Raw genomic sequence first — 25261 nt, 5'->3', positions numbered from 1 at the left:
GTCACTTGTAGGATGACTGGGCAACCGGGCGAACAGGGAGTGGGAATGGCACTGAAGGCGGCGGGGCGGGTCTCGCTGGTGGACTCGGTGGTGGAGCAGCTACGCGCCCAGCTCGCCGGCGGCGAGTGGGCGGTCGGCGACCGGATCCCGACCGAGCACGAGCTCGCCGAGCAGCTCGACGTGGGCCGCAACACCGTCCGCGAGGCCGTCCGGGTCCTGGTCCACGCCGGTCTTCTGGAGTCCCGGCAGGGCAACGGGACCTTCGTCCGGTCGACCGCCGACCCGCACGCCGTCCTGAGCGGCATGCGGCATGCCGGCGCGCTGGACGTGCTGGAGCTCCGGGTCGCCCTGGAGGCCGAGGCGGCTCGGCTGGCGGCCGTACGTCGCGACGACCACGACCTGCTCCGGCTGCGGGCCGCCCTGGCGACCCTCCGGGAGGAGGGCGACCGGGACGCGGACGCCGACATGACCTTCCATATGGCGGTCGTCGAGGCCACGCACAACGCGGCCTTCACCGAGGTGTACCGGTTCTTCTCCACGCAGGTGCACGAGGTGCTGGTGGCGGCGCTCGGCGACGCGGAGATGCCGCCGGTCGACATCGACGTGCACGAGGCGCTGGCCGGGGCGATCGAGGCGGGGGACCCTGAGGCCGCCGAGGCGCAGGCGCGCGAGCTGCTGCGGGTGCCGATGGAGACCGTCGCGCGACTGACGGGCGGGGACGCCCGATGACCGCGGAGACGGAGACCGTGGCGCAGCCGGAGGCGACGGGGATACGCACCGCGGCCGGTCCCGCGGCCGTCGGCGTGCGCCGGGCCCGGCTCGGGCTCGCGCATCCCGCGCTGCTGCTCGTCGGGATCGTGCTGGCCTCGCTCAACATGCGGGCCGCGCTGGCGAGCGTGTCCCCGCTGGTGGGGGAGATCGGCGCGTCGTTCGGGCTCTCCTCGACGGCGACCTCGCTGGTGACGTCCGTGCCGGTGCTCTTCCTCGGCCTGGGTGCGGCGGTCGCGCCGTGGCTGGCGCGCCAACTGGGCGCCGAAACGGTCCTGCTCGGCGCCCTGTTGCTGCTCGCCGCCGGAATCCTGCTGCGGGTCGTGCCGTCGGTGACCGCGCTGTACGGCGGCGGGGTCCTGGTCGGCACGGCGATCGCCCTGCTGAACGTTCTGATGCCGGGGCTGATCAAGCGCGACTTCCCGGACCGGGCCGCCTCGATGACCTCGGTCTACACGGGGGCGATGATCGGCGGCGCGACCGTCGCCGCGGCCGCTTCGGTACCGCTGGAGCAGTCGCTCGGCGGCGGCTGGGAGGCCTCGCTCGCGGTCTGGTCGCTGCTCGCGGCGCTGGCCGCGGTGGCGTGGCTGCCGCAGGTGCTCGTCGCCCGGGGCCGTACCGGGCGGAACACGCCCGCTCCGGTCGTGGCCGCGGGCCGTGACGTGTGGCGGTCGGCCCTGGCCTGGCAGGTCACCGGGTTCATGGGCCTGCAGTCACTGTGGACGTACGTGCTGGTCGCCTGGATGCCGACGATCTTCACCGACGGCGGGATGGCCCGCTCGGAGGCCGGCGCCGTCTTCGCCTTCAACAACCTGCTCCAGGTGGCCGGCGCGTTCGGCGTCCCGCTGCTGGCCGGGCGGATGCGCTCGCAGCGGCCGCTGGTGGCCCTGGTGACCGTGATGGTCGGGATCGGGTACGCGGGGCTGCTCGTCGCCCCGGTTCAGGGGGCGTGGCTGTGGGCCGCGGTCCTCGGTGTCGGGCAGGGCGGGGCGGTCGGCCTGGCGCTGACCCTGATCGTGCTGCGGTCCGGCGACGCGGCGACGGCCTCCCGCCTGTCGGGGATGGCGCAGACCGTCGGCTATCTGCTGGCCGCGGGCGGCCCGCTGGCGGCCGGCGCCGTCCACCAGGCGACCGGGAGCTGGACCGTGCCGATCCTGCTCGTCCTCGGCGCCTGCGCGGTCGCCCTCGTGGTGGGACTGCTCGCCGCACGGGACCGGAAGGTCTGAGATCGCCGCGCGGGACCGGAAGGTCTCGGGCCTCCGGTCCCGCGCGGCCCGCGGGCTCTACTCCTCGCCGGCGAGGGTGAGGGTGCGCAGCTTCTGCCCGGCGTACCAGGTGGCGCCGACGGTCACGCCGGCCAGCAGGGCCGCCGCGACCGGCAGGCCGACGTCCGAGGTGATCAGGCCCTCGCCGCTGACCTTCTCGGCCAGCGCCAGCGCCCACTGCTGGACGCTCAGCGTCCGGGCGCCGGCGATCAGCGAGCCGAACAGGGCCTCCCAGATCAGGGCGTAGACCAGACCGATGACCACGGCGTGCCGGCTGACCGTTCCGAGCAGCAGGAACAGCGCGCTGTACGCGATCGAGGCGACGAGCGCGGCCACGGTGTACGCGACGGCCACCTGCTGCCCGTTGCCGTTGAGGATCATTCCGGCGATGAAGGTGGGGATCGCCGAGAAGGCCATGGTCACGGCGATGGCCACGATCAGCTTGGTCATGATGATCGTCGGCCGCTTCACCGGCTTGGCCAGCAGATAGACGATCGAGCCGTCGTCGATCTCCGGGCCGATCGCGCCGGTGCCGGCGATGACACCGATCAGCGGCACCATCGTGGCGAGGGCGAAACCGCCGAGGACGTTGGCGGCGACCTGGTCGTCGGCGCCGGTGAACGCCCGTACGGCGGCGGCGATCAGAATCAGCAGGGCGGGCAGCGCGAACAGGACGAGCGCGCGTCGGCGGCCGAGCAGGGCCCGGTACGTGAGCCGGGCGACGGTGGGGTCGTACATGCGGGTTCAGCGCTCCTTTCAGGCCGCGACGAGGTACGAGAAGACGGATTCGAGGGACTCGTCGGACGGTGAGACCGTCAGCAGCCGGATCCCCTGGGCGCGGGCGACCTGCGGCAGCAGCTCGGTGAACCGGCCGAAGTCCACGGCCTGGATGCGCAGCGCGCCCTCGGCGACGTCGACCTCGATGCCCGCCGTGGACGGGTCGGCGATGAGCGCGGCGGCCAGCGCACGGTCGTCGGAGGAGCGGACGAGGTAGCGGTGCGGGCGGTCCGTCATCAGGCGGCGGATCCGACGGAAGTCGCCGGAGGCGGCGTGCCGGCCGGCCACGATCACCTCGATGTGCGAGGCCAGTTGCTCGACCTCCTCCAGGATGTGGGAGGAGAACAGGACCGTGCGGCCCTCCGCACCCATCCGCCGCAGCAGCTCCATCAACTGCATGCGCTGGCGCGGGTCCATGCCGTTGAACGGCTCGTCGAGCAGCAGCACCGACGGTTCGTGGACGAGGGCCGAGGCCATCTTCACGCGCTGCCTCATGCCCTTGCTGTACGTGGCGATCTTCCGGTCCTGCGCGTACTCCATCTCGACGGTGGCGAGCGCCTTCTGCGCCTCCGCCTTGCCCAGACCGTGCAACTCGGCGTTGGCGACGACGAATTCGCGGCCGGTGAGGAAGTCGTACATCGCCTCCCGCTCGGGGACGACGCCGATCTCGCGGTAGACGGACTCGTTGCGCCAGATCGTCTTCCCGTCGAGGGTGACGCTGCCGGTGGAGGGGTCGAGGAACCCGCCCATCATGTTGATCAGGGTGGACTTGCCGGCGCCGTTCGGGCCGAGCAGTCCGGTCACGCCGGGGCCGATGGTCATGGTCACGTCGTTGACGGCCACGACGTTCCCGAACCAGCGCGAGGCGTGGTCGATGTTGAGGGTCGTCACAGCCCGACCTTTCGGTAGCGGCGCATCAGCACGGCGTACGAGCCGACGATCAGCGCGAGGACGGCGACCACGTAGACCGCTCCGGCTCCGGCGCCGACGGACACCTCGCCCGGGAAGGCGGGCGGAGCACCGAGGAACGCGGTCTGGACGCCGCTGATGAGGGTGAGGGGCGAGAACAGGCCCATCCAGGCGATGGGGTCGAGGTTGTCGGTGGCGTAGGCGATGCCCTGGAGCGTGGTGACCGCGCCGTACGAGATCGTCAGCACCGCGATCACCGCGGCGACGCCGAACCCGCGGCGCGGGGTGAGCGCCGCCATGACCAGGCCGATGCCGCCGAAGAGCAGCGAGAGCAGCGCCACGGAGACCAACCCCTGGCCGAACAGCGCGGTCTGGTCGCCGAAGTCCAGCTTCGCGAGGAGCGAGCCGATGTAGAGGATCACCAGCGGCACGGCGGTGAGGATGAACAGGGCCGACGCCATCGCTCCGTACTTGGCCAGCACGTAGTCCGCCCGGTCGATCGGCCGCGAGAAGTACAGCGGAACCGTACGGAATCTCAGGTCGCGGGAGACGGACTGCGGGGCCTGGGAGGCCACGTAGATGCCGATCACGACCTGGAGGTACAGCGCGTACTGCGTGTACTCGATCGCCAGCTTCGGCGCCTTGGTGACGACCGCTACCGCGACGATGATCAGTGCCGGCACGCACATGACGCCGAACAGGAGCATCGGCAGCACCTTGGACTTGGCGCTGCGGCCCAGTCCGTACGCGCCGCGCAGCGACTGCGAGAACAGCGCCCGGCGGGCGTATCCGCGGCCGAGCCGCGGCCCGTCGTAGCTGCGGTAGCCGATGTTGTGGATCTGTGTGGTCTCGGGGGCCTGGGAGCTCATCGCGCCGGCACCTCCTCCTGCTGCGGGGAACCCTGGGGGCGGAACACCTCGGCGATGTGGTGGCGGCGCTGCTCCATCCGCACCAGGCCGAGGCCGAGACCGGCGACAGTGTCCCTGATCAGGTCGTACGTCTCGTCGCCGGTGGCCTCCAGGAGGAGGATGTGGCCGGCGCCGGGCAGGCCCTCCTCCATGCCCTCGTGGAGGGTGACGCCCGCGGCGGCGAGCGCCTTGCGCAGCGCCGCGGTGCCGTCCGGGCACGCGTCGGAGTCGGTGACCTCGACCGCGAGGGTGGTCGTGGTGCGGGTGAAGTCGCTGGTGGAGCTGGAGCGCAGCAGCCGGCCGCCGTCGATGACGACGACGTGGTCGCAGGTCCGCTCCAGCTCGCCGAGGAGGTGCGAGGTGACGAGCACCGAGATGCCGAAGTCGGTCCAGATCCGGCGGATCAGGCCGAGCATCTCGTCCCGGCCGACCGGGTCGAGGCCGTTCGTCGGCTCGTCGAGGAGGACCAGCTTGGGGTCGTGGACGAGGGCCTGGGCCAGCTTGACCCGCTGCTTCATGCCGGTCGAGTAGCCGCCGATGGGCCGGTAGCGCTCCTCGTACAGGCCGACGTGGCGCAGCGTGTCGGCGGTCCGCTCGCGCGCCGCGGCGGCGGGCAGGCCGGACATCCGGGCCATGTGGACCACGAACTCCGTCGCCGAGACGTCCGGCGGCAGGCAGTCGTGCTCGGGCATGTACCCGACCCGCTCGCGGATGGCGGCGCCGGAGGTGGCGACGTCGAGTCCGAGGACTTCGGCGCGGCCCTCCGTGGCGGGGGACAGACCCAGCAGGATCTTGATCATCGTGGACTTGCCGGCTCCGTTGGCACCCACCAGTCCGGTCACACCGGGCCCGATGTCCAGGGAGAGCCGGTCGAGAGCGGTCACCCGGGGGAACCGCTTGCTGAGGCTTTCGGTGGCGATCACAGTCACGCTTCGACGGTAGTGGCGCGCGCCACAGCAGTCGTCAGCCCAACGGCTCGATCCGTGTCCGACTCCAGGAGTACAAGCCCGTAGGGGAGCGACGACGAAAGTCGTCGTCCCGGCACGCCACCCCGCCCGCCGGCTCGTCCGCTCCCACTCCTCTTTCCACAGGCTTGCGCACACCCCTTGACGCAGACGCCAGGCATTGTCACATTCATCGGTGTCAAGTTACGCGCACGTAGCGCAATCGGCGGGACGGACGGGACGGCGGGTGGCATGACTACAGCGACGACGGGCGAACTGGCCGCGGACCTGCGCGGGTTCAGGGAGGTGCAGCGCCTCTCCTACGCGTGCGCGGAAGCCGTCGCGGCCCAGCTCAAGCCGGGCGTGACCGAGCGCGAGGCGGCGAAGATGCAGCGCGACTGGCTGCACGAGCGCGGCGTGCGGGACTGGTTCCACCGGCCCTTCGCCTGGTTCGGGGACCGCACCGCCTTCGTCGACTTCAAGATCCCGCTGCAGTTCTTCCCGACGAACCGGCGCCTCGAGGCGGGGATGCCGTTCATCCTCGACATGGCCCCGGTCTACAAGGGCCACACGGCGGACATCGGCTACTCCGGCTGCCTCGGTCTCAACCCCGTGCACGACAAACTCCTCGCGGACCTCGAGGACCACCGCGAGCTGATCCTGCGCGAGGTGCGCGAACGCCGCTCCCTCCGGGAGATCTACGAGGACGTGGACCGGCTCATGGTCCGCCAGGGCTACGCCAACCGGCACCGCGCGTATCCGTTCGGCGTCATCGCCCACAAGATCGACCGGGTGAAGGAGCGCCGCTGGTCGCCGACCCTGTTCGGGTTCGGCACACAGTCCCTGAAGGGGCTGGCGAGCGACGCGATCCACGGCCACCGGGACGGCTGGTCTCCGCTCTGGTCCCCCTACAAGTTCTCCGACCACCCGCCCCGGCCGGGGCTGTGGGCGGTCGAGCCGCACCTCGGCTTCCGGGGTACGGGCGCGAAGTTCGAGGAGATCCTGGTCGTCACCGACTCCAAGGACCCCGAACAGAGCGCGTTCTGGCTTGACGACGACCTGCCGCACGTGCGGCGCTGGGCCGAGACCGAAGCGGAAGGAAAGGCGGCGTGATGGCGGGGCTGAAGGGGGCGCGCGAGCGCTGGGTCCGCACGGGCGGGATCGAACTGTGCGTCGCCGAACTCGGCGACGAGAGCCGGCCGACGGTTCTCCTGGTGCACGGTTACCCGGACTCCAAGGAGGTCTGGACGGAGGTCGCGACGCGGCTCGCCGACCGGTTCCACGTGGTGCTGTACGACGTGCGCGGTCACGGCCGGTCGACGGCGCCGACACCGCTGCGCGGCGGGTTCACGCTGGAGAAGCTGACGGACGACTTCCTGGCTGTCGCCGACGAGGTCAGCCCGGACCGGCCGGTCCACCTGGTCGGGCACGACTGGGGCTCGGTGCAGTCCTGGGAGTTCGCGACGGTCAGCCGCACGGAGGGCCGCATCGCGTCCTTCACGTCCATGTCGGGGCCGTCCCTGGACCACTTCGGGCACTGGATCAAGCAGCGGATGACCCGGCCGACCCCGCGCCGGGTCGGCCAGCTGCTCGGCCAGGGCGCCAAGTCCTGGTACGTGTACATGCTGCACACCCCGGTGCTGCCGGAACTGGCCTGGCGCGGCCCGCTCGGCAAACAGTGGCCGAAGCTCCTGGAGCGGCTGGAGAAGGTCCCGGCCGGCGACTACCCGACGCCCTCACTGCCCTCGGACGCGGCGCACGGCGCCTGGCTCTACCGGGACAACGTCCGTTCGCGGCTGCGCCGGCCGCGCCCCGACGCGTACGCGCACACGCCGGTGCAGCTGATCACGCCGACCGGCGACGCCTTCCTGTCGGAGCGGCTGTACGACGACCTGGCGAGCTGGGTGCCCGACCTCACCCGGCGCACCCTGCCCGCCAAGCACTGGGTGCCGCGCACCCGCCCCGACCAACTGGCCGCCTGGATCTCCGAGTTCGTCACCACCCACGAGAGCCCGGAGACCAAGGCCCCGAAGCAGGCCCCGAAGAGCGACATGAACCCGGCCTACGCGGAGCGGTTCGGCGGGCAGCTGGTCCTGGTGACCGGCGCGGCCAGCGGCATCGGCCGGGCGACCGCGTTCGCGTTCGCGGAGGCCGGCGCGCGGCTGGTGGCCGTGGACCGGGACGCGGAGGGCGCGGCCCGTACGGCGGAGATGGCGCGGCTGATCGGCGCCCCGGAGGCCTGGGGCGAGGTGGCCGACGTCTCCGACGAGCAGGCGATGGAGAAGCTGGCCGCCAAGGTCGCCGACGAGTACGGCGTGGTGGACGTCCTGGTCAACAACGCAGGGATCGGGCTGAGCGGCTCGTTCTTCGACACCACCACCGAGGAGTGGAAGAAGGTCCTCGACGTCAATCTGTGGGGCGTCATCCACGGCTGCCGGGTCTTCGGTGCGCAGATGGCCGAGCGCGGGCAGGGCGGCCACATCGTCAACACCGCGTCGGCCGCCGCGTTCCAGCCGTCCCGGGCGCTGCCCGCGTACAGCACGTCGAAGGCGGCGGTGCTGATGCTGAGCGAGTGCCTGCGCGCGGAACTGGCCGGGCAGGGCATCGGCGTCACGGCGATATGCCCGGGCATCGTCAACACCAACATCACCGCGACCGCGAGGTTCGCCGGGGCGGGCGACGAGGAGCAGACCCGCCGGCAGAAGAAGGCCTCGCGGATGTACGGGCTGCGCAACTACCCACCGGAGAAGGTCGCGGACGCGATCCTGCGCGCGGTGCTGCGCAACCAGGCGGTCGTCCCGGTCACGCCGGAGGCGCACGGCGTGCGCTTCATGTCCCGCTTCACGCCGCGTACGCTGCGCGCGCTGGCCCGGTGGGAGCCGCCGGCGTAGCCGGAGCGCAGGAGACGGTACGGCCGTGCCGGTCTTCCGGCGGCGGCCGTACCATCCCTCGCAGAAAGTGCGGAGGAGCGGTCTTGTCTGAGCAGTCAGTGTCGACGCAGTCGCCGGCGGCGGAGTACCGGCCGGCCGGGTACCGGGCGCCCGAGTACCGGATCGAGGACCTGGCGCACCACAGCGGTGCCACGGTCCGGACGATCCGTGCCTACCAGGACCGCGGCCTGCTGCCGCGGCCGGAGCGCCGGGGCCGGTCCAACGTGTACGGGGACGCGCACCTGGCCCGGCTGCGGCAGATCGCGGACCTGCTGGACCGCGGCTACACGCTGGCCTCGATCAAGGAGCTCCTGGAGGCCTGGGACACCGGGCGCGGCCTGGGCGGGGTCCTCGGGCTGGTGGCCGAGGTCGACGGACCGTGGACCGACGAGGAGGCGGACCGGATCTCCCGCGCGGAGCTGGACGCGCGGTTCGGCGGCGAGCCGGACGAGGACGCGATCCAGGACGCGATGGAACTGGGCGTCCTGGTGCCGATCCCGGACCGGGCGGAGGAGTTCCTCGTCCCCAGTCCGCAAGAGCTGTCGGTGGCGGCCGAGTTGTACGCGGCGGGCGTTCCGCTGTCGGCAATCACCGGTCATCTGCGAGAACTTCGCGGCCAGGTCGAGCACATAGCGTCCCGTTTCCTGGAGTTCACGACCGAGCACGTCTTCGCGCGCTACCTGGAGCACCGGCCGCCGACCGACGCGGACGCGGCTGCCGCGGCGACGATGGTGCGCCGGCTGCGACCGCTCGCACAGCAGACGGTCGACGCGGAACTGGCGCGCGCCATGCGGCTGTTCGCGAACCGGCACCTCCAGCACCACCTGACCGCGGACACCCTTCCGCTGCGCGAGGAGGAGCCGCCTCGGGTGAACCTTCCGCCGGAGACGATCCGGGCCGTGGAGAAGCTCGTTGGGCAGGAGAACGTCGCCGCGTTCTTCGCCGCAGCCGCCGAACGTGAGGTACAGGCACGAACATTGGACGCGCTTGCCACAAGTCGCGCCAATCAGACTTGAGTTGCACAAATCAGCTTATCTTGCTGTGCAGTTGTCCACAGAATCGCCAATTCCCCTGTGGATAACTCCAGTTCGCTGTGGATCAAACCTCCTCGCCTCAATTGAATGGTCGGCCTCGCGAAGCTCGGGCATCCTGAGCCGATGAACGAACAATCCATGGACGAGCGACGCACCGTGAGGGTGTCGAAGTACCTCTCGAAGCATCTGCGCCATCAGCCGGAGCGGATCGGTCTGGTCCTCGACGCGCAGGGCTGGACAGAGATCGACACGCTGCTGCGCGCGACCGCCGCGCACGGCTTCCCGATCACCCGCGCCGAGCTGGACCACGTCGTCGCTTCCAACGACAAGAAGCGCTTCGCGGTGGAGGGGACCCGCATCCGCGCGAGCCAGGGCCACACCGTGGAGGTGGACCTCGACCTGCCTGCCGTCGAACCGCCCGCGTACCTCTACCACGGCACGGTCGCCCGATTCCTGGACGCGATCCGCGCCGAGGGGCTGCGCCCGATGGCCCGCCACCACGTCCACCTCTCGGCGGACCGGGAGACCGCGACCCGGGTCGGCGCGCGCCGCGGCCGCCCGGTGATCCTCAGCGTGGACGCCGGGGCGATGCACCGCGCCGGTCACGTCTTCCACATCAGTGCCAATGGCGTCTGGCTGACCGACGCCGTGCCTCCGGAGTTCCTCCGCTTCCCGGGCTGATGCATGATCGACTCCATGGGACACCCGCACCTGCCCACCACCGAGTCGGCCGTCACCGCGATCCGCGAGATCGCCCGCGCCGAGAACCGCGAGATGACGGTGACCGACGACATCGGCGCGGACCAGACCTCGCGCCGCACTTCCTCCGGCGCGTTCGCCGTCCTCGACTCGGACGGCTCGCTGCCGCACGAGGCCTTCGTCGAGCTGGGCGGCTCCCCAGCGGTGAGCGTCCAGCTCTTCCCCGAGGACGACGCGAAGATCCACGTCGACGGGGTGGAGTTCGCGGACGTGCCGCGCGACTCCGTCCCCGCCTTCCTCCGCTCCGTGTACGGCGGGCTCGCCCACGTGACGGCGAAGGGCCGGTTCTGGCCGTCCGGCTGGTGGCTGGTCGTGCCCCTGCCCGGCGACGAGAGCTACAAGGAGCTGGTCCTGCGCGGCACGCTCACCCCGTGGCTCAGTTCCCAGGTGCGCTGAGGCCCAGCTGGGCCAGGCCCTCCGAGGCGATCTTGTCGAAGACCGACTCGTCCGCCGCGAACTGCGAATCCGCGATCGGCATGTGGATCACGATCTCCGTGAAGCCCAGCTCGTAGTGGCGCCCGGCGAAGTCGACGAAGGCGTCGAAGGACTCCAGCGGACGGTCCGGGGTGAAGCCGGTGAGCAGGATCTTGTCCATCGCGGCCACGTCCCGGCCGGTCTCCGCGCAGGCGGCGCCGAGCTTCTCGACCTGACCGCGGATCGCCTCGAGCGACTGCTCCGGCGTGCCCTCCTCGAAGAGCTTCGGATCGCCCGTGGTCACCCATGCCTGCCCGTACCTCGCCGCCAGTCGCAGCCCGCGCGGGCCCGTCGCCGCCACCGCGAACGGCAGCCGCGGCCGCTGCACGCAGCCCGGGATGTTGCGTACCTCGTCCGCGGAGTAGAACGTGCCCTCGTACGAGACGACGTCCTCGCTGAGCAGCCGGTCGAGCAGCGGCACGAACTCGCCGAGCCGGTCCGCCCGCTCCTTCGGCGTCCACGGCTCCTGGCCCAGTGCCGTCGCGTCGAAACCGACGCCGCCGGCGCCGATGCCGAGCGTGATCCGGCCGCCGGAGACGTCGTCCAGCGTGATCAGTTCCTTGGCGAGGGTGACCGGGTGCCGGAAGTTCGGCGAGGTGACCATCGTGCCCAGGCGCAGCCGGTCGGTGACGCCCGCGGCGGCGGTCAGGGTCGGTACGGCGCCGAACCAGGGGCCGTCCCGGAAGGTCCGCCAGGACAGGTGGTCGTAGGTGTACGCGGCGTGGAAACCGAGCTGCTCGGCGCGCAGCCACTGGTCGCGGCCGCCCTCGTGCCAGCGGCGGGTCGGGAGGATCACGGTGCTCAAACGCATACCCCGACAGTACGTGGCCCCACCGACACCTGGCATCAGGGCGTCTGCGGCCCCGGCCAGAACCGCACCCGGGGCCCGGACCGACCGCGGCCTCCGTGCCGCCCCTCCGCCCCGTGCGCCCCCTGCGCCCCGCTGTCCCTCCACCCGGGCGCCGCGTGCCCCACTCAGATGTGCGGGCATCCGCACGCCCGTGCACTCGGTGCGTGAGAATGGGTCCGTGACCTCATCCCTCCCCGCGCGCGACGCCGCCCCGGTCCCCAGACTGATCGCCACCGACCTCGACGGCACCCTGCTGAGGGACGACAAGTCCGTCTCCGCGCGGACCGTCGCCGCGCTCGCCGCGGCCGAGGCCGCCGGGATCGAGGTCTTCTTCGTCACCGGGCGCCCCGCCCGCTGGATGGACGTCGTCAGCGATCACGTCCACGGGCACGGCCTCGCCATCTGCGCGAACGGCGCCGCCGTCGTCGACCTCCACTCCGGAGGAACGTTTCTGGAGGTCCGTCCGCTGGAGCGGCCGACGGCCCTGGAGGTCGTCCAGCGGCTGCGCATTGCCGCGGAGGGAACGTCCTTCGCGGTCGAGCTGACCACCGGCATCCACTACGAGCCGGCGTACCCGCCGTTCTTCTTCGACCCCGGCGCGACCGTCGCCACGGCGGAGAAACTGCTGTTCGAGGAGACGCCGGGCGCCGCGGCCCCGGTGCTCAAGCTCCTCGCCCAGCACCAGGACCTCGACCCCGACGTCTTCCTGGCGCTGGCCCGCGAGGCGGCCGGCGACCTGGCGTCGTTCACCCGGTCCAGCCCCACGGCGCTCCTGGAGATCAGCGGACTCGGCGTCTCCAAGGCCTCGACGCTCGCGCACTGCTGCGCCGAGCGCGGCATCACGGCCGCTGAGGTCGTCGCCTTCGGCGACATGCCCAACGACATCGAGATGCTCACCTGGGCCGGGCGTTCGTACGCGATGGGCAACGCGCACCCCGAGGTGATCACCGCCGCCTCCGGCCGAACCGTCGCCAACAACGAGGACGGCGTCGCCCTCGTCATCGAGGAGATCCTGGCTTCCCTGTGACCAGGGAGGGGGCGGGGGCGGGTACCGGGGGCGCGTCGGGCACCGGTACGGGAACCGCGTCCGGGACCGTCGGCCGCCCGGGGTCCGAGCCGGCCGCCCCTTCGCCCGACTCCTCGCCCGCCGGGACCGTGTCCCGCAGCCGCACCCCGCGCTCCGCGAGCCAGCGCTGCGGATCGACGCCCGACCCGAGCTGAGGCGTCAGCCGCGTCTCGAAGTGCAGGTGCGGGCCCGTCGAGTTGCCGGTCGTCCCGGACTGCCCGATCCACTGTCCGGTCAGCACCCGCTCGCCGGGGTCGACGGCCGCGGAGGCCAGGTGCGCGTACTGCGAGTACCAGCCGTCCTCGTGACCGACGACCACCTCGATGCCGAAGCCGCCGCCGCACGACACCCGGACCACCCGGCCCGCCCCCACCGACCGCACGGGCGTGCCGATCGGCACCGCGAAGTCCTGGCCGGTGTGCCGGTGCGCCCAGCGATCGCCGGCGCTGTCGAACCCCGCGGAGAGCGTGTACGCCTCCACCGGCGCCACCCAGGAACGCCCGCGCGGCGGCCCGCCGGGCTGGTCGATCCGCACCGCGCCCCGGCAGCTGCCCGCCGCGGCGCTGCGGTTCGCCTCCGCCTGGAGCTTCCACTGTGCCTCTTCGAGCCGGGTCTCGATGCCCTTCTTGATGCGGTCGAGCCGGGCGACCTTCAGATCGAGCGCCTGCCGCGCGCCGCGCGCCGCGCCCTCGGCCCGCTCCAGCCGGGTCTGCGCCCGGCGGGAGCTGTCGAGCAGCCGGTTCACGGCCGCCGCGGCCTGCGAGGCGATCTGCTGACCGCGCATCAGCTGGTCGGGGTTCTTCGAGAGCAGCATCCGGGCGGTGAGGGTGAGCGAGCCGCCGTCGCGATACTGGGCCCGGGCGACCCCGCCCACCTGGTCGTGCAGCACCGCCAGTTCGCGCCGCTGTGTGCCCAGCCGCCGCTCCAGGTCCTCGGCCTTGACGCGCTGCGCGTCGGCGGCCCGCCTGCCCTGCTCGTACGAGGCGACGGCCCGCGCGGTCTCCCGGTAGAGCCGGGCGACCTCGGGCCCGGTCCCCGGCCCGTCGGAGGCGACGGCCGGAGGCGACCCCAGCACGAGCAGGGTGGCGGCCAGGGCCGGCGCGAGCGGCGCGCAGAGCAGGGGCACGGGTCGCGGCCACCGGTCGTATGAGATGCGCATGTCCGGATCGTCACCCGGAACCGGACCCGAGCGCGGCACCCCGCCGGTGTCGTAGGGCCAGTCGGCCTACGAACATCAGACGATCGGCCCGGAGGCGGGCCGATCGGCGGCTCCGGAAGCCACGGAGGGACGGATCCCTCCGCGGCGGGCTACAGCGGCGCCTGCCACACCACCGTCGTGCCTCCGGCGTGCTCGCCGATGCCCGGGCCGCACCAGCTCGCGCCGCCCAGGGACTCGGCGCGCCGCGCCAGGTTGCGCAGACCGCTGCGCCGGCCGCCCTCCGGGATGCCCACGCCGTCGTCCGCGACGGACAGCCGGACGCCCTGCTTCCCGTCGTCCAGCGTGACCGTGGCGTCCACGACGACCTCGATCCGGGTCGCCTCCGCGTGCCGGAAGGCGTTGGAGAGCGCCTCGCGCAGCGCTGCGACGAGGTTCTTGCCGGTGAGCTCGCCGACGGCCGCGTCGACCGCACCGAGGAAGCGGTGGGCGGGCTTGAAGCCGAGCGGCACCGCCGCCATGTTGATCTCCCGCAGCACCCGGGTGCGCAGCCCCGACGGCGCCTCGGCCGGACCCTGCTGGAGCGCGAAGATCGCGGTGCGGATCTCCTGGATGGTGACGTCCAGTTCGTCGACCGCCTTCCCGACGCCGTCCCGCACCGCCGGTACGACCGACTTGCGCTGCGCGCTCTCCAGCATCATCCCGGTGGCGAACAGCCGCTGGATGACGAGGTCGTGAAGGTCGCGGGCGATGCGGTCGCGGTCCTCGTAGACGGCCAGCCGCTCCCGGTCGCGCTGAGCCTCGGCCATCATCAGCGCGAGCGCGGCCTGCGAGGCGAACTGGGTGGCCAGGGTGCGCTCGGCCTCGGTGAACTGCCGGTCCCCGCGGCTCCGGGGCGTCGCCAGCGCGCCGAGCACCCGCCCGCCGCTCTGCAGCGGCAGCAGCATGCTCGGCCCGTACTCGGCGGCCACCCGACTGAGCATGCGCGGATCGGCAGAGGCGTCGGTGACGAAGACCGCCTCGCCCTCCAGCAGCCGTTCCACCACCGGGCTCTCGGGCGGGATCACGATCCCGAGGGCCTGGGAGGGCCGGTCGGAGGAGACGGCGACGATCTCCAGGCCGCCGTCCTCGGCGGGCAGCAGCACGATGCCTGCGGCCGCGTCGGCGAGCCGGCGGGCCTGTTCGGCGACAACGGCGAGCGCGTCGTCGGCGTCCCCGCCGGAGAGCAGCGCGGTGGTGACGGCCACCGAGCCGTCGATCCAGCGTTCCCGCTGCCGGGCGGCCTCGTACAGCCGGGCGTTGCCGATGGCGATGCCGGCCTCGGTGGCGAGCACGCGCACCATGTGCACGTCGTAGTCGGTGAACTCGCCCCCGCGCTTCTCCGCGAGATAGAGGTTGCCGAAGATCTCCCCCTGGACGCGGATGGGGACGCCGAGGAACGTCCGCATCGGCGGATGGCCGGGCGGGAAGCCGGCGGCCCGCGGGTCGGCGGTCAGGTCGGCGAGGCGGATCGTCTGCGGCTCGCGGATCAGCGCGCCGAGCAGCCCGGCGCGCCCGTCGGGGCGGCGCCCGATCCGCCGGGCGGCCTCGTCCGGGACGCCGTGCGTGACGAAGTCGGAGAGCCCCTCGCCCTCGTCGTCGACCACGCCGATCGCCGCGTAGCGGGCGTCGGCCAGCTCGGCGGCGGTCTCGCAGATGCGGTCCAGCGTGGAGTGCAGCTCCAGACCGGTGCCGACGGAGCGCATGGCCTCCAGGAGCTGCGGGACGCGGGCCGTCAGTTCGGTCGACAGGCCCTGGAGGCTGCGGGTCGCCTGCGTCGCGGCTTCGAGGGGGTCCGGGGCTTCGGGCACGGTCATGCCCTTGAGCGTAGTAAGTCCCATTTGCCGAGAAAAGTCGGCGACGCGACCGGCTGCGGGGTCAGCCGCGGCGGGTGAGCAGGTCGGTCGCCCGCTCGCGCTCCAGCATCGCCCGCAGCGGCCCCTCGGTGGCGGCCAGTTCGGCGTACGGGCCGCGCTGCACGGTCCGCCCCTCGTCCAGGACCACGACCTCGTCGACGGCGTCGAGACCCCGCAGACGGTGCGTGATGAGGACGGTCGTCCGGCCCTCGGTGACACGCAGCAGGTCGTCGGTGAGCGCGTCCGCCGTGGCCAGGTCGAGGTGTTCGGCGGGCTCGTCGAGGACGAGGACGGGGAAGTCGGCGAGCAGCGCACGGGCCAGCGCGAGGCGCTGGCGCTGTCCGCCGGAAAGCCGGGCGCCGTGCTCGCCGACGAGGGTGTCGAGGCCCTCGGGCAGGCCCTCGATCCAGTCGAGCAGCCGCGCCCGGTCGAGCGCGGCACGCAGTTCGTCGTCGCTCGCGCCGGGGCGGGCCAGCCGCAGGTTCTCGCGCAGGGAGCTGTCGAAGATGTGGGCGTCCTGGGCGCACAGGCCGACGAGGCGGCGCACGTCGTCGCCGTCGAGGGTGTCTGCGGCCACCCCGCCGAGCCGGTACGTCCCGGCGTCGGCGTCCAGGAAGCGCAGCAGCACCTGGGCGAGCGTGGTCTTGCCGGAGCCGGACGCGCCGACCACGGCGACCCGGCGGCCGGCCTCCAGGGTGAGACCGAAGCCGCTGAGCGCGTCCCGGTCCTGGCCGGCGTACCGCGCACCGATCCCGTCGAGTTCCAGCGGGAACGGGCTGTCCGGCGCGGCGGCGGGCCGCTCCGGCTCGTGCACGGGAACCGGCGCGTCGAGGACCTCGTGGACCCGCTCGGCGCTCCGCTTGACGCGCTGCCGGTACTGGACCGCGAGGGGGAGCCCGGTCACCGCCTCGAACGCGGCCAGCGGGGTGAGGACGACGGCGGCGAGCGTGACCCCGTCGAGCCGGCCGTCATGGACGGCCTGGACCCCGGCGACCGCGGCGGCCACGACCGTCAGGCCGCAGGCGAGCGTGGACAGTCCCGCGCTCAGCGCGGTCGCGGCGGCCTGCCGGGAGGCGATGGAGGTCAGGGCCCGGTCGGCGGCCGCGGTCCGGCCGAGGCGGTCGCGGAGCGCGCCGGCCACGGTCAGCTCGGCGCAGCCGCGGAGCAGGTCGGCGACGGCGGTCGCGAGCGCGCCGCGGGCGGGGGCGAGCCGGTTCTCGGCGCGGCGTGCCAGCGCCCCGCCGAGGAGGGGTACGGCCACACCGGCGGCCAGCATGCCCACGGCGAGCGCCGCCCCGGCCTCCGGTACCAGCCAGGCGGTGAACCCGACGGACGCGGCACCGACGAGCACCGCGGCACCGGCCGGGAGCAGCCAGCGCAGCCAGTAGTCCTGGAGCGCGTCGACGTCCTGGACGAGCCGCGACAGCAGGTCGCCGCGGCGCGTGCGACGCAGCCCGGCGGGGGCGATCCGTTCGAGGCGGCGGTAGACGGAGACGCGGAGCTCGGCGAGCATCCGCAGCACGGCGTCGTGCGACACGAGCCGCTCGGCGTACCGGAAGACGGCCCGCCCGATGCCGAACGCGCGCGTGGCGGTGACGGCGACCATCAGATAGAGGACGGGCGGCTGTTCGGACGCCCGCGAGATGAGCCACCCGGACACGGCCATGAGCCCCACGGCCGACCCGAGCGCCAGCGTCCCGAGCAGCAGCGCGAGCCCGAGTCGCCCCCGCAGCTCACCGCCCATCCGACGCACCCGGGCGAGCGGCGACCGCTCCCGTCGGGAGCCGTCCGCCGAAACGGGCGGACCCCCGGTCGCCGCGCCGGCGCGCAGGCCGTCCTGACCGCCCCGGCCCTCCCGACCGGACCGCGCACGGTCGTCGCCGGGCTCGGCACCGCCACCGAGGCCGGCACCGAGGCCGGAATCGCCGCTACTCGCGGCCACGCCGTCCGCAGCCGCGTCCGTCGTCCGCTCGCCCACCGGCAGCACACCGGTCCAGGCGGTCTCCGCGCCGGCATCACTGTCGGCCCGTACCGCGCCCCGGCCGTCCGCCGCGGCCACGGCCGCCGTCTCCGTGGCCACCACCGTCTCCGCCGCCGCCCCGGCTCGCGGGGGCCCGGCCAGCTCCACCACGCGGTCCGCGACCGCGAGGAGGGCGGGGCGGTGCACCACCAGGAGGACGGTGCGGCCGGCGGCGAGGCGGCGGACGGAGTCGACCACGGAGGCCTCCGTCGCGCCGTCCAGCGCCGCCGTCGGCTCGTCCAGGAGCAGCAGCGGGCGGTCGGCGAGGAACGCCCGGGCGAGGGCGAGCCGTTGACGCTGACCCGCCGAGAGACCCGCGCCGTCCTCGCCGAGGTCCGTCGCCGTGCCGTCGGGCAGCCCGGCCACGAACTCCCAGGCGCCCGCGTCCCGCAGGGCCTCCCGTACGGCCTCGTCGTCCGCGTCGGGGCGGGCCAGGCGGACGTTCTCGGCGATCGTCCCGGCGAAGAAGTACGGCCGCTGCGGCACCCACGCGATCCGCTCGCGCCACGCCTCCAGGTCCAGCGACGCGAGGTCTACGCCCCCGATCCGTACCGAACCGCCGTCCGCCTCGGGCGTCGTGAAGCCGAGCACGACGTCGAGCAGCGTGGACTTGCCGGCCCCGCTGGGCCCGACCAGGGCCACCGTCTCGCCCGGCTCCAGCACCAGCGAGGCCGCGTCGAGGGAGGGCTCCGCCCGCCCCTGGTGCCGCACCGTGACATCGGTCAGCTCGATCCGCGGCACACCGGCGCCGACCGGCTCGCGGCCACCCTCCCGGACCGGGCTCTCCAGGACCGCGAAGATCTCCTCCGCCGCCGCGAGCCCCTCCGCCGCCGCGTGGTACTGCGCGCCGACCTGCCGGATCGGCAGGTACGCCTCGGGCGCGAGCACCAGGATGACCAGCCCCGTGTACAGGTCGAGGTCGCCGTGGACCAGGCGCATGCCGATGGTGACGGCGACCAGCGCCACCGACAGCGTGGACAGCAGCTCCAGCGCGAACGACGAGAGGAAGGCGATCCGCAGCGTCCTCAGCGTCGCCCGCCGGTAATCCGAGGTGATCGCGCGGATCGACTCGGCCTGCGCCTTCGCCCGCCCGAAGACCTTCAGCGTCGGCAGGCCGGCCACCACGTCGAGGAAGTGCCCGGACAGCCGGGACAGCAGCTTCCACTGCCGGTCCATCCGGGCCTGCGTCGCCCAGCCGATCAGCACCATGAAGACCGGGATCAGCGGCAGGGTGACCACGATGATCGCGGCCGACACCCAGTCCTCGGTGACGATCCGCGCGAGGACCGCGACCGGAACGACCACCGCGAGCCCGAGCTGCGGCAGGTAGCGCGCGAAGTAGTCGTCGAGCGCGTCCACCCCGCGCGTCGCCAGGGCGACCAGCGAGCCGGCCCGCTGGCCGCTGAGCCAGCCCGGTCCGAGTGCGGCCGCCCGGTCGAGCAGCCGCTCCCGCAGTTCGGACTTCACCGCCGCGCCGGTCCGGTACGCGGCGAGTTCCGTGAGCCAGGAGACGAGGCCCCGTCCCACCGCGACCCCCGCGAGCAGCAGCAGCGGCGTCGTGAGGGAGGAAACCGACAGGTCCTTCTGGAAGGCCCCCACCACCACCTCGGCGATCAGCATCGCCTGGGCGACGACCAGCGCCGCCCCGACCAGGCCGAGAGCCACCACCGCCGCAAGGAAGAAGCGGGTGGCCCGGGCGTAGCGGAGCAGGCGCGGGTCGATCGGTTTCACGTGAAACATCCCTCGCTAGTGAGCCGAGTGCGCCGCGTGGTCCGGCGCGATGTGCTGAGTGCCGATCCGCTTGCGGAACACCCAGTAGGTCCAGGCCTGGTAGGCCATCACCAGCGGCGCCGCGATGGCCGCACACCACGTCATGATCTTCAGCGTGTACGGGCTCGACGACGCGTTGGTGACCGTGAGGCTCCAGTCGGAATTGAGCGTCGACGGCATGACGTCCGGGAAGAGCGTCAGGAACAGCATCGCAACCGCCGCGGCGATCGTGACACCGGACAGTGCGAACGACCACCCCTCGCGCCCGGCGCTGTTCGCCCCGATCGCGCCGACCAGGGCCACCACGGCCACGAGCATCGCGAACAGGCTCCAGCCGTCGCCCTTGTCGACCTGCGTCCACAGCAGGAAGATCAGCGCGGCGACCGCCGCGACCAGGCCCAGCTTCGTCGCCAGGGCCCGCGCCCGCTCCCGGATGTCGCCGACCGTCTTGAGCGCCGCGAACACCGCTCCGTGGAAGGTGAACAGTGTGAGCGTGACCAGGCCGCCGAGCAGCGCGTACGGGTTGAGCAGGTCCCAGAAGTCGCCGACGTACTCGTGCCGCGCGTCGATCTTCACCCCGCGCACGATGTTGCCGAAGGCCACACCCCACAGGAACGCGGGGATGAGCGAGGTCCAGAAGATGGCCTGCTCCCAGTTGCGCTGCCAGTTCTCCTCGGGCCGCTTCGCCCGGTACTCGAAGGCGACACCGCGCACGATGAGGCAGACCAGGATGATCAGCAGCGGCAGGTAGAAGCCGGAGAACAGCGTCGCGTACCACTCGGGGAACGCGGCGAAGGTCGCTCCGCCGGCCGTCAGCAACCACACCTCGTTGCCGTCCCAGACCGGGCCGATCGTGTTGATCAGGACACGCTTCTCGGGCCGGTCACGGGCCAGCAGCTTGGTGAGGACGCCGATCCCGAAGTCGAATCCCTCCAGGAAGAAGTAGCCGATCCAGAGGACGGCGATCAGTACGAACCAGACGTCGTGGAGTTCCATGACTCGTTCTCCTCAGCCTCAGTACGAGAAGGCCATGGGCCGGTCGGGGTCACGGTCGTGGCCGCCGATCGTGGTGGGCGGGTTGAGGTCGTCCTCGGTGAGCTCCGGAGGTCCGGCCTTGACGTACTTCACCAGCAGCTTGACCTCGATCACGGCGAGGATCGCGTAGAGCGTGGTGAAGACGATCATCGAGGTGAGCACCTCGCCCTGCGAGACGCCGGGGGAGACCGCGTCCCGGGTGCGCAGCACGCCGTAGACGACCCACGGCTGGCGTCCCATCTCGGTGAAGATCCAGCCCCAGGAGTTGGCGATCAGCGGGAAGAGCATGGTCCACAGCGCCACGACCCAGTACCACTTGGTGAACCGCGCGCTGAGCGCCTTGTTCTTGAAGAGCACGAGGTTCGGCACCTCGTCGTCACCGGTCCGCAGTGCCTGCGGCAGCAGGAACTTCTTCCGGGTCAGCCAGAGCCCGAGCATGCCGATCGCCAGCGACGTCATGCCGAAGCCGATCATCCAGCGGAAGCCCCAGTAGGCGACGGGGATGTTGGGCCGGTAGTCGCCGGGCCCGTACTTCTCCTGCTCGGCCTTGTTGACGTCGTTGATGCCGGGGACGTACGAGTCGAAGTCGTCGTTGGCCAGGAAGGACAGCAGGCCCGGGATCTCTATGGCCACCGTGTTGTGGCCCTTCTCGACGTCGCCGTAGGCGAAGACCGAGAACGGGGCCGGCGCCTCGCCGTCCCAGAGCGCCTCGGCGGCGGCCATCTTCATCGGCTGCTGCTTGAACATGACCTTGCCGAGCAGGTCGCCGCTGATGGCCGTGCCGAGCCCGGCGATGATCAGCGTGATCAGGCCGATCCGCAGCGAGCTGCGCATCACCGCCACATGCCGCTTGCGGGCGAGGTGGAAGGCGGAGATACCCACCATGAACGCGCCGCCGACGAGGAACGCCGCGGTGATGGTGTGGAAGAACTGGGTGAGCGCGGTGTTCTGGGTGAGCACGTGCCAGAAGTCGGTGAGCTCGGCCCGGCCGCGCTCCTTGTTGATGCGGTACCCGACGGGGTGCTGCATCCAGGAGTTCGCGGCGAGGATGAAGTACGCGGAGAGGATGGTACCGATCGACACCATCCAGATGCAGGCGAGGTGGATCTTCTTCGGCAGCCGGTCCCAGCCGAAGATCCACAGCCCGATGAAGGTGGACTCGAAGAAGAACGCGATCAGCGCCTCGAAGGCGAGCGGCGCTCCGAAGATGTCGCCGACGAAGCGCGAGTAGGCGGACCAGTTCATGCCGAACTGGAACTCCTGGACGATGCCCGTGACGACGCCCATGGCGATGTTGATCAGGAAGAGCTTGCCCCAGAACTTCGTCGCCCTGAGGTACTTCTCCTTGCCCGTGCGGACCCAGGCGGTCTGGATGCCGGCGGTGAGCGCGGCAAGGGAGATCGTCAGGGGTACGAACAGGAAGTGGTAGACGGTCGTGATGCCGAACTGCCAACGCGCCAGAGTCTCTGGCGCAAGAGCTAGGTTCACGTCGTTTCTCCTTACGTCGACGTGGTCACAGCGGGCAGTCTGCCTGGCGGGTTCCACCCAAAGAGGGAGGAAGCAGGACACGCTTGTGAACGCGTTCACATTCACAAGCATTATTGCTCATACGAAATCCGTACGTAAGACCGGGGTGCCCCTACTCGAAGGTCACCCCTTCCCAAGACCTTCAACATATTGTTGAATCCGGGCCATGACCCTTCAGATCCGAATCTCCTGGCCCGCCGGCCACACCACGGCCACCATCGACGAAACCCCCACGAGCAAAGCGCTCGTGGGGGCTCTTCCGATCGTCTCCACCGCCCGCACCTGGGGCGAGGAGGTCTACTTCGACACTCCGGTCTCCGCCGCGCTCGAGTCCGACGCCCAGCAGGTCGTCGAGCCGGGCACGGTGGCGTTCTGGACGGAGGGCGACGCACTCGCCCTCCCCTACGGCCCGACGCCGATCTCTCGGGGCGAGGAGTGCAGGCTCGCCAGCCCGTGCAACCTGCTCGGCGAGCTCGACGACGACCCGCGCGTCCTCACGTCCGTCCGGGACGGCGACCCGATCCGCGTCGAGCTCGTCACGGGCTGACCGGCGGCTCCGCTCAGACCTTGCGGAAACCCTCCGCCACCTTCAGGAACAGGTCGTTGGCCTCGCCCTCGCCGATGGTGACGCGCACGCCCTCGCCCGCGAACGGCCGCACCACCACGCCGTGCCGCTCGCACTCCGCCGCGAAGTCCACGGTCCGCTCGCCGAGCCGCAGCCAGACGAAGTTCGCCTGGGTGTCCGGCACGGTCCAGCCCTGGGCCACAAGCCCCGCGTGGACCCGCGCGCGCTCCGACACCAGCGTGCCGACCCGGCCCAGCAGCTCGTCCTCGGCCCGCAGCGAGGCCACCGCCGCGTCCTGCGCGAGCTGGCTGACCCCGAACGGAACCGCCGTCTTGCGCAGCGCCGCCGCCACCGGCTCGTGGGCGATCGCGAAGCCGACCCGCAGGCCGGCCAGGCCGTACGCCTTGGAGAAGGTGCGCAGCACGGCCACGTTCGGCCGGTCGCGGTAGATCTCGATGCCGTCCGGGATGTCGGTGTCCCGCACGAACTCCCGGTACGCCTCGTCGAGCACGACCAGGACGTCCGAGGGCACCCGGTCCAGGAAGCGCTCCAGCTCCGCCCGGCGCACGGCCGTACCGGTGGGGTTGTTCGGGTTGCAGACGAAGATCAGTCGGGTCCGGTCGGTGATCGCCTCGGCCATCGCGTCGAGGTCGTGCACCTCGCCGTCGGTCAGCGGCACCTGCACCGAGGTCGCGCCGCTGATCTGCGTGATGATCGGGTACGCCTCGAAGGACCGCCAGGCGTAGATGACCTCGTCGCCCGGGCCCGAGGTGGACTGCAGCAGCGACTGGGCGACGCCCACCGAGCCGGTGCCGGTGGCCAGGTGCGAGACCGGGACGCCGAAGCGGTCGGCGAGCTCGTTCATCAGGCCGGTGCACGCCATGTCGGGGTAGCGGTTGAAGCCCGCGGCGGCGGCCAGCGTGCTCTCCATCACTCCCGGCAGCGGCGGGTACGGGTTCTCGTTGGAGGACAGCTTGAAGGCGACCGGGCCACCCGCGGCGGCCGGCTTGCCCGGCTTGTAGGTGGGGATGGTCTCCAGCTCGGCGCGCAGCCGGGGCCCGCCCGCGTTCGTCCCGCTGGGGCTGGTCTCGCTCACTGTGGTCCTCCTCGACCGTCCGTACCGCCAATACTCCACACCTTATGAGGATTCGCCTCCGCTGAGGAGGGGCGACCGCCCGGAACCCCCGGGGGAGCGCGCATCAAGGTGGCGCGCGCCGGTGGCGAGCGCCGTGGCGCGCATCCCCCGTAGAGGTGAGTTGAGACCTCTTCGAGACCTCGGACCCTCGCCAGGCGCATGCCGGATGAAACCCACTGCTCTCATGGAGAAGCCCTGAACAGCCTTGATTTCCAAGGGCGTTACCTCCCGTCGACCATGCAGAAACGTGCCTGTCAACGCGTGCATATGCGACCGGCCCAACCGGCCCCCTTCGCCCTACTATCGGCTCGCCATGACAGCAGCAGGGAAGCACCAGGTGAGCCGGGCACAGACCCGGGGAAGCCGGCAGGGCCGGGCGGGTATCCGGGACGTGGCCGCCGCCGCCGGGGTCTCCATCACGACTGTCTCCGACGCGCTCAACGGCAAGGGCCGGCTCCCGGACGCCACCCGCCGCCACGTCCGCGAAGTCGCCGACCGACTGGGCTACCGCCCATCAGCGGCGGCCCGCACCCTCCGTACCGGAAAGTCCGGCCTCATCGGCCTGACCGTCACCACCTACGGGGATGAACCTTTCACCTTCACCGAATTCGCCTACTTCGCCGAAATGGCCAGAGCCGCCACATCCGCCGCACTCGCCCGCGGATACGCCCTGGTCATCCTCCCCGCCACCAGCCGACACGACGTCTGGTCCAACGTCGCCCTCGACGGCACCGTCGTCATCGACCCCTCCGACCACGACCCCGTCGTCACCGAACTCGTCCGACAAGGCCTCCCCGTCGTCTCCGACGGACGCCCCGCCGGCACCCTCCCCGTCACCGCCTGGGTCGACAACGACCACGAAGCCGCCGTCCTCGACCTCCTCGACCACCTCGCCGACGCCGGCGCCCGCCGCATCGGCCTCCTCACCGGCACCACCACCGACACCTACACCCGACTCTCCACCCAGGCCTACCTCCACTGGTGCCGACGCGTCGGACAGGACCCCGTCTACGAGGCCTACCCCGCCCACGACCCCTGCGCCGGAGCCGTCGCCGCCGACCGACTCCTCGCCCGACCCGACCGACCCGACGCCGTCTACGGACTCTTCGACCCCAACGGCACCGACCTCCTCGCCGCCGCCCGACGCTACGGACTCCGCGTCCCCGACGACCTCCTCCTCGTCTGCTGCAGCGAATCCACCGTCTACGCCACCACCGAACCCCCCATCACCACCCTCTCCCTCAAACCCCGCCGCATCGGCACCGCCGTCGTCCAACTCCTCATCGACGCCATCGAAGGGATCGACACCGACGGACCCGTCGAGCAGGTGATACCGACCGAACTCATCGTCCGTACGTCGTCCCAGCGACGCTCGCCCCGGACGACGGTCAGCCCGCCTCGGTCGCCCGCGCAGGACTAGACCTTCTCAATTGGGGCGAAACAACCGGTGAACCAGGGGTGGACCCGGATTCAC

Annotated in this window: 21 protein-coding genes; 10 read left to right on the top strand and 11 right to left on the bottom strand. The window is 72.0% G+C overall.

From position 1 onward, the window contains the following. Window positions 1–45: 45 nt before the first annotated feature. The gene (locus R2D22_RS18805; RefSeq protein WP_318105064.1) at window positions 46–729 is read left to right on the top strand and encodes a FadR/GntR family transcriptional regulator; all 684 of its coding nucleotides are present in this window, start codon (window positions 46–48) and stop codon (window positions 727–729) included. After that, a complete protein-coding gene (locus R2D22_RS18800; protein ID WP_318105062.1) occupies window positions 726–1994 on the top strand; it encodes a CynX/NimT family MFS transporter in 1269 nt (422 codons plus the stop codon). Before R2D22_RS18805 ends, R2D22_RS18800 begins: the two co-directional genes overlap by 4 nt. 57 nt (window positions 1995–2051) lie before the next feature. Here R2D22_RS18800 and R2D22_RS18795 read toward each other — a convergent pair whose 3' ends face one another. Genes R2D22_RS18795 through R2D22_RS18780 form a run of 4 tightly spaced genes read right to left on the bottom strand, consistent with a single transcriptional unit; the run spans window position 2052 to window position 5550 of the window. Next, window positions 2052–2771 (bottom strand): ABC transporter permease, encoded by a 720-nt coding sequence (locus tag R2D22_RS18795; protein ID WP_318105061.1) that lies wholly within the window; start codon window positions 2769–2771, stop codon window positions 2052–2054. 18 nt (window positions 2772–2789) lie between these two features. Then, window positions 2790–3701, bottom strand: a complete 912-nt coding sequence (locus R2D22_RS18790) for an ABC transporter ATP-binding protein (RefSeq protein ID WP_318105060.1) — start codon at window positions 3699–3701, stop codon at window positions 2790–2792. Further along, window positions 3698–4588, bottom strand: a complete 891-nt coding sequence (locus R2D22_RS18785) for an ABC transporter permease (RefSeq protein WP_318105059.1) — start codon at window positions 4586–4588, stop codon at window positions 3698–3700. Before R2D22_RS18785 ends, R2D22_RS18790 begins: the two co-directional genes overlap by 4 nt. After that, on the bottom strand, window positions 4585–5550 hold the full coding sequence (locus tag R2D22_RS18780) for an ABC transporter ATP-binding protein (RefSeq protein ID WP_318109865.1): 966 nt from the start codon (window positions 5548–5550) through the stop codon (window positions 4585–4587). Before R2D22_RS18780 ends, R2D22_RS18785 begins: the two co-directional genes overlap by 4 nt. Window positions 5551–5823: 273 nt before the next feature. Here R2D22_RS18780 and R2D22_RS18775 point away from each other — a divergent pair, with 273 nt between their 5' ends. From R2D22_RS18775 to R2D22_RS18755, 5 genes are all read left to right on the top strand, one after another. Next, window positions 5824–6684, top strand: coding sequence for a M24 family metallopeptidase (locus tag R2D22_RS18775; RefSeq protein WP_318105057.1), 861 nt, complete (start codon window positions 5824–5826; stop codon window positions 6682–6684). Continuing rightward, entirely contained in the window at window positions 6684–8462 is a 1779-nt protein-coding gene (locus R2D22_RS18770) for an SDR family oxidoreductase (protein WP_318105056.1), read from the top strand. Before R2D22_RS18775 ends, R2D22_RS18770 begins: the two co-directional genes overlap by 1 nt. A gap of 98 nt (window positions 8463–8560) precedes the next feature. Further along, a complete protein-coding gene (locus R2D22_RS18765; protein WP_318109863.1) occupies window positions 8561–9517 on the top strand; it encodes a MerR family transcriptional regulator in 957 nt (318 codons plus the stop codon). Between the two features lie 156 nt (window positions 9518–9673). Next, window positions 9674–10216 carry an RNA 2'-phosphotransferase gene (locus tag R2D22_RS18760; protein ID WP_318109861.1) on the top strand — a complete coding sequence of 181 codons (543 nt, stop codon included), beginning with the start codon at window positions 9674–9676 and terminating at the stop codon, window positions 10214–10216. A 15-nt stretch (window positions 10217–10231) separates the two neighbouring features. After that, window positions 10232–10690, top strand: coding sequence for a hypothetical protein (locus R2D22_RS18755; RefSeq protein ID WP_318105055.1), 459 nt, complete (start codon window positions 10232–10234; stop codon window positions 10688–10690). Here R2D22_RS18755 and R2D22_RS18750 read toward each other — a convergent pair. After that, window positions 10671–11579 carry an LLM class flavin-dependent oxidoreductase gene (locus tag R2D22_RS18750; protein WP_318105054.1) on the bottom strand — a complete coding sequence of 303 codons (909 nt, stop codon included), beginning with the start codon at window positions 11577–11579 and terminating at the stop codon, window positions 10671–10673. The two genes, R2D22_RS18755 and R2D22_RS18750, sit on opposite strands and share 20 nt — an antisense overlap. A gap of 217 nt (window positions 11580–11796) precedes the next feature. Here R2D22_RS18750 and R2D22_RS18745 point away from each other — a divergent pair, with 217 nt between their 5' ends. Beyond that, the gene (locus R2D22_RS18745; RefSeq protein ID WP_318105052.1) at window positions 11797–12645 is read left to right on the top strand and encodes a Cof-type HAD-IIB family hydrolase; all 849 of its coding nucleotides are present in this window, start codon (window positions 11797–11799) and stop codon (window positions 12643–12645) included. On the opposite strand, the gene R2D22_RS18740 is transcribed toward R2D22_RS18745, so the two are convergent. The 5 genes from R2D22_RS18740 to R2D22_RS18720 form a co-directional block, all read right to left on the bottom strand. After that, complete coding sequence (locus tag R2D22_RS18740) at window positions 12617–13843, bottom strand: M23 family metallopeptidase (protein WP_318105051.1); 1227 nt, start codon at window positions 13841–13843, stop codon at window positions 12617–12619. The two genes, R2D22_RS18745 and R2D22_RS18740, sit on opposite strands and share 29 nt — an antisense overlap. A 149-nt stretch (window positions 13844–13992) precedes the next feature. Beyond that, window positions 13993–15696, bottom strand: coding sequence for a sensor histidine kinase (locus tag R2D22_RS18735; RefSeq protein WP_318105049.1), 1704 nt, complete (start codon window positions 15694–15696; stop codon window positions 13993–13995). A 61-nt stretch (window positions 15697–15757) separates the two neighbouring features. Beyond that, window positions 15758–19495, bottom strand: coding sequence for a thiol reductant ABC exporter subunit CydD (cydD, locus tag R2D22_RS18730; protein ID WP_318105047.1), 3738 nt, complete (start codon window positions 19493–19495; stop codon window positions 15758–15760). Between the two features lie 6 nt (window positions 19496–19501). After that, entirely contained in the window at window positions 19502–20521 is a 1020-nt protein-coding gene (cydB, locus tag R2D22_RS18725; RefSeq protein WP_318105046.1) for a cytochrome d ubiquinol oxidase subunit II, read from the bottom strand. A gap of 18 nt (window positions 20522–20539) precedes the next feature. Beyond that, complete coding sequence (locus R2D22_RS18720; protein WP_318105044.1) at window positions 20540–22048, bottom strand: cytochrome ubiquinol oxidase subunit I; 1509 nt, start codon at window positions 22046–22048, stop codon at window positions 20540–20542. 205 nt (window positions 22049–22253) lie between these two features. On the opposite strand from R2D22_RS18720, the gene R2D22_RS18715 reads away from it, so the two are divergent. Beyond that, window positions 22254–22634 (top strand): cyclophilin-like fold protein, encoded by a 381-nt coding sequence (locus tag R2D22_RS18715; protein WP_318105043.1) that lies wholly within the window; start codon window positions 22254–22256, stop codon window positions 22632–22634. Between the two features lie 13 nt (window positions 22635–22647). On the opposite strand, the gene hisC is transcribed toward R2D22_RS18715, so the two are convergent. Next, complete coding sequence (gene hisC / locus R2D22_RS18710) at window positions 22648–23748, bottom strand: histidinol-phosphate transaminase (protein ID WP_318105042.1); 1101 nt, start codon at window positions 23746–23748, stop codon at window positions 22648–22650. Between the two features lie 352 nt (window positions 23749–24100). Between hisC and R2D22_RS18705 the strand changes: the two genes are divergently transcribed. Then, window positions 24101–25207 (top strand): LacI family DNA-binding transcriptional regulator, encoded by a 1107-nt coding sequence (locus tag R2D22_RS18705; protein WP_318105040.1) that lies wholly within the window; start codon window positions 24101–24103, stop codon window positions 25205–25207. Window positions 25208–25261 lie beyond the last annotated feature (54 nt).

This window comes from Streptomyces sp. HUAS YS2 (genome assembly GCF_033343995.1).
Classification (GTDB): domain Bacteria; phylum Actinomycetota; class Actinomycetes; order Streptomycetales; family Streptomycetaceae; genus Streptomyces; species Streptomyces solicathayae.
Note: the sequence above shows the minus strand (reverse complement) of the source record. Positions and strands in the feature narration are given on the sequence as shown.

Bases quoted from the DNA above. Each gene is read 5' to 3' on its own strand.
- R2D22_RS18805 (WP_318105064.1), top strand. From the start codon at position 46: ATGGCACTGAAGGCGGCGGGGCGGGTCTCGCTGGTGGACTCGGTGGTG.
- R2D22_RS18800 (WP_318105062.1), top strand. From the start codon at position 726: ATGACCGCGGAGACGGAGACCGTGGCGCAGCCGGAGGCGACGGGGATA.
- R2D22_RS18795 (WP_318105061.1), bottom strand. From the start codon at position 2,771: ATGTACGACCCCACCGTCGCCCGGCTCACGTACCGGGCCCTGCTCGGC.
- R2D22_RS18785 (WP_318105059.1), bottom strand. From the start codon at position 4,588: ATGAGCTCCCAGGCCCCCGAGACCACACAGATCCACAACATCGGCTAC.
- R2D22_RS18775 (WP_318105057.1), top strand. From the start codon at position 5,824: ATGACTACAGCGACGACGGGCGAACTGGCCGCGGACCTGCGCGGGTTC.
- R2D22_RS18770 (WP_318105056.1), top strand. From the start codon at position 6,684: ATGGCGGGGCTGAAGGGGGCGCGCGAGCGCTGGGTCCGCACGGGCGGG.
- R2D22_RS18760 (WP_318109861.1), top strand. From the start codon at position 9,674: ATGGACGAGCGACGCACCGTGAGGGTGTCGAAGTACCTCTCGAAGCAT.
- R2D22_RS18755 (WP_318105055.1), top strand. From the start codon at position 10,232: ATGGGACACCCGCACCTGCCCACCACCGAGTCGGCCGTCACCGCGATC.
- R2D22_RS18750 (WP_318105054.1), bottom strand. From the start codon at position 11,579: ATGCGTTTGAGCACCGTGATCCTCCCGACCCGCCGCTGGCACGAGGGC.
- R2D22_RS18740 (WP_318105051.1), bottom strand. From the start codon at position 13,843: ATGCGCATCTCATACGACCGGTGGCCGCGACCCGTGCCCCTGCTCTGC.
- R2D22_RS18735 (WP_318105049.1), bottom strand. From the start codon at position 15,696: ATGACCGTGCCCGAAGCCCCGGACCCCCTCGAAGCCGCGACGCAGGCG.
- cydD (WP_318105047.1), bottom strand. From the start codon at position 19,495: ATGTTTCACGTGAAACCGATCGACCCGCGCCTGCTCCGCTACGCCCGG.
- cydB (WP_318105046.1), bottom strand. From the start codon at position 20,521: ATGGAACTCCACGACGTCTGGTTCGTACTGATCGCCGTCCTCTGGATC.
- R2D22_RS18715 (WP_318105043.1), top strand. From the start codon at position 22,254: ATGACCCTTCAGATCCGAATCTCCTGGCCCGCCGGCCACACCACGGCC.
- R2D22_RS18705 (WP_318105040.1), top strand. From the start codon at position 24,101: ATGACAGCAGCAGGGAAGCACCAGGTGAGCCGGGCACAGACCCGGGGA.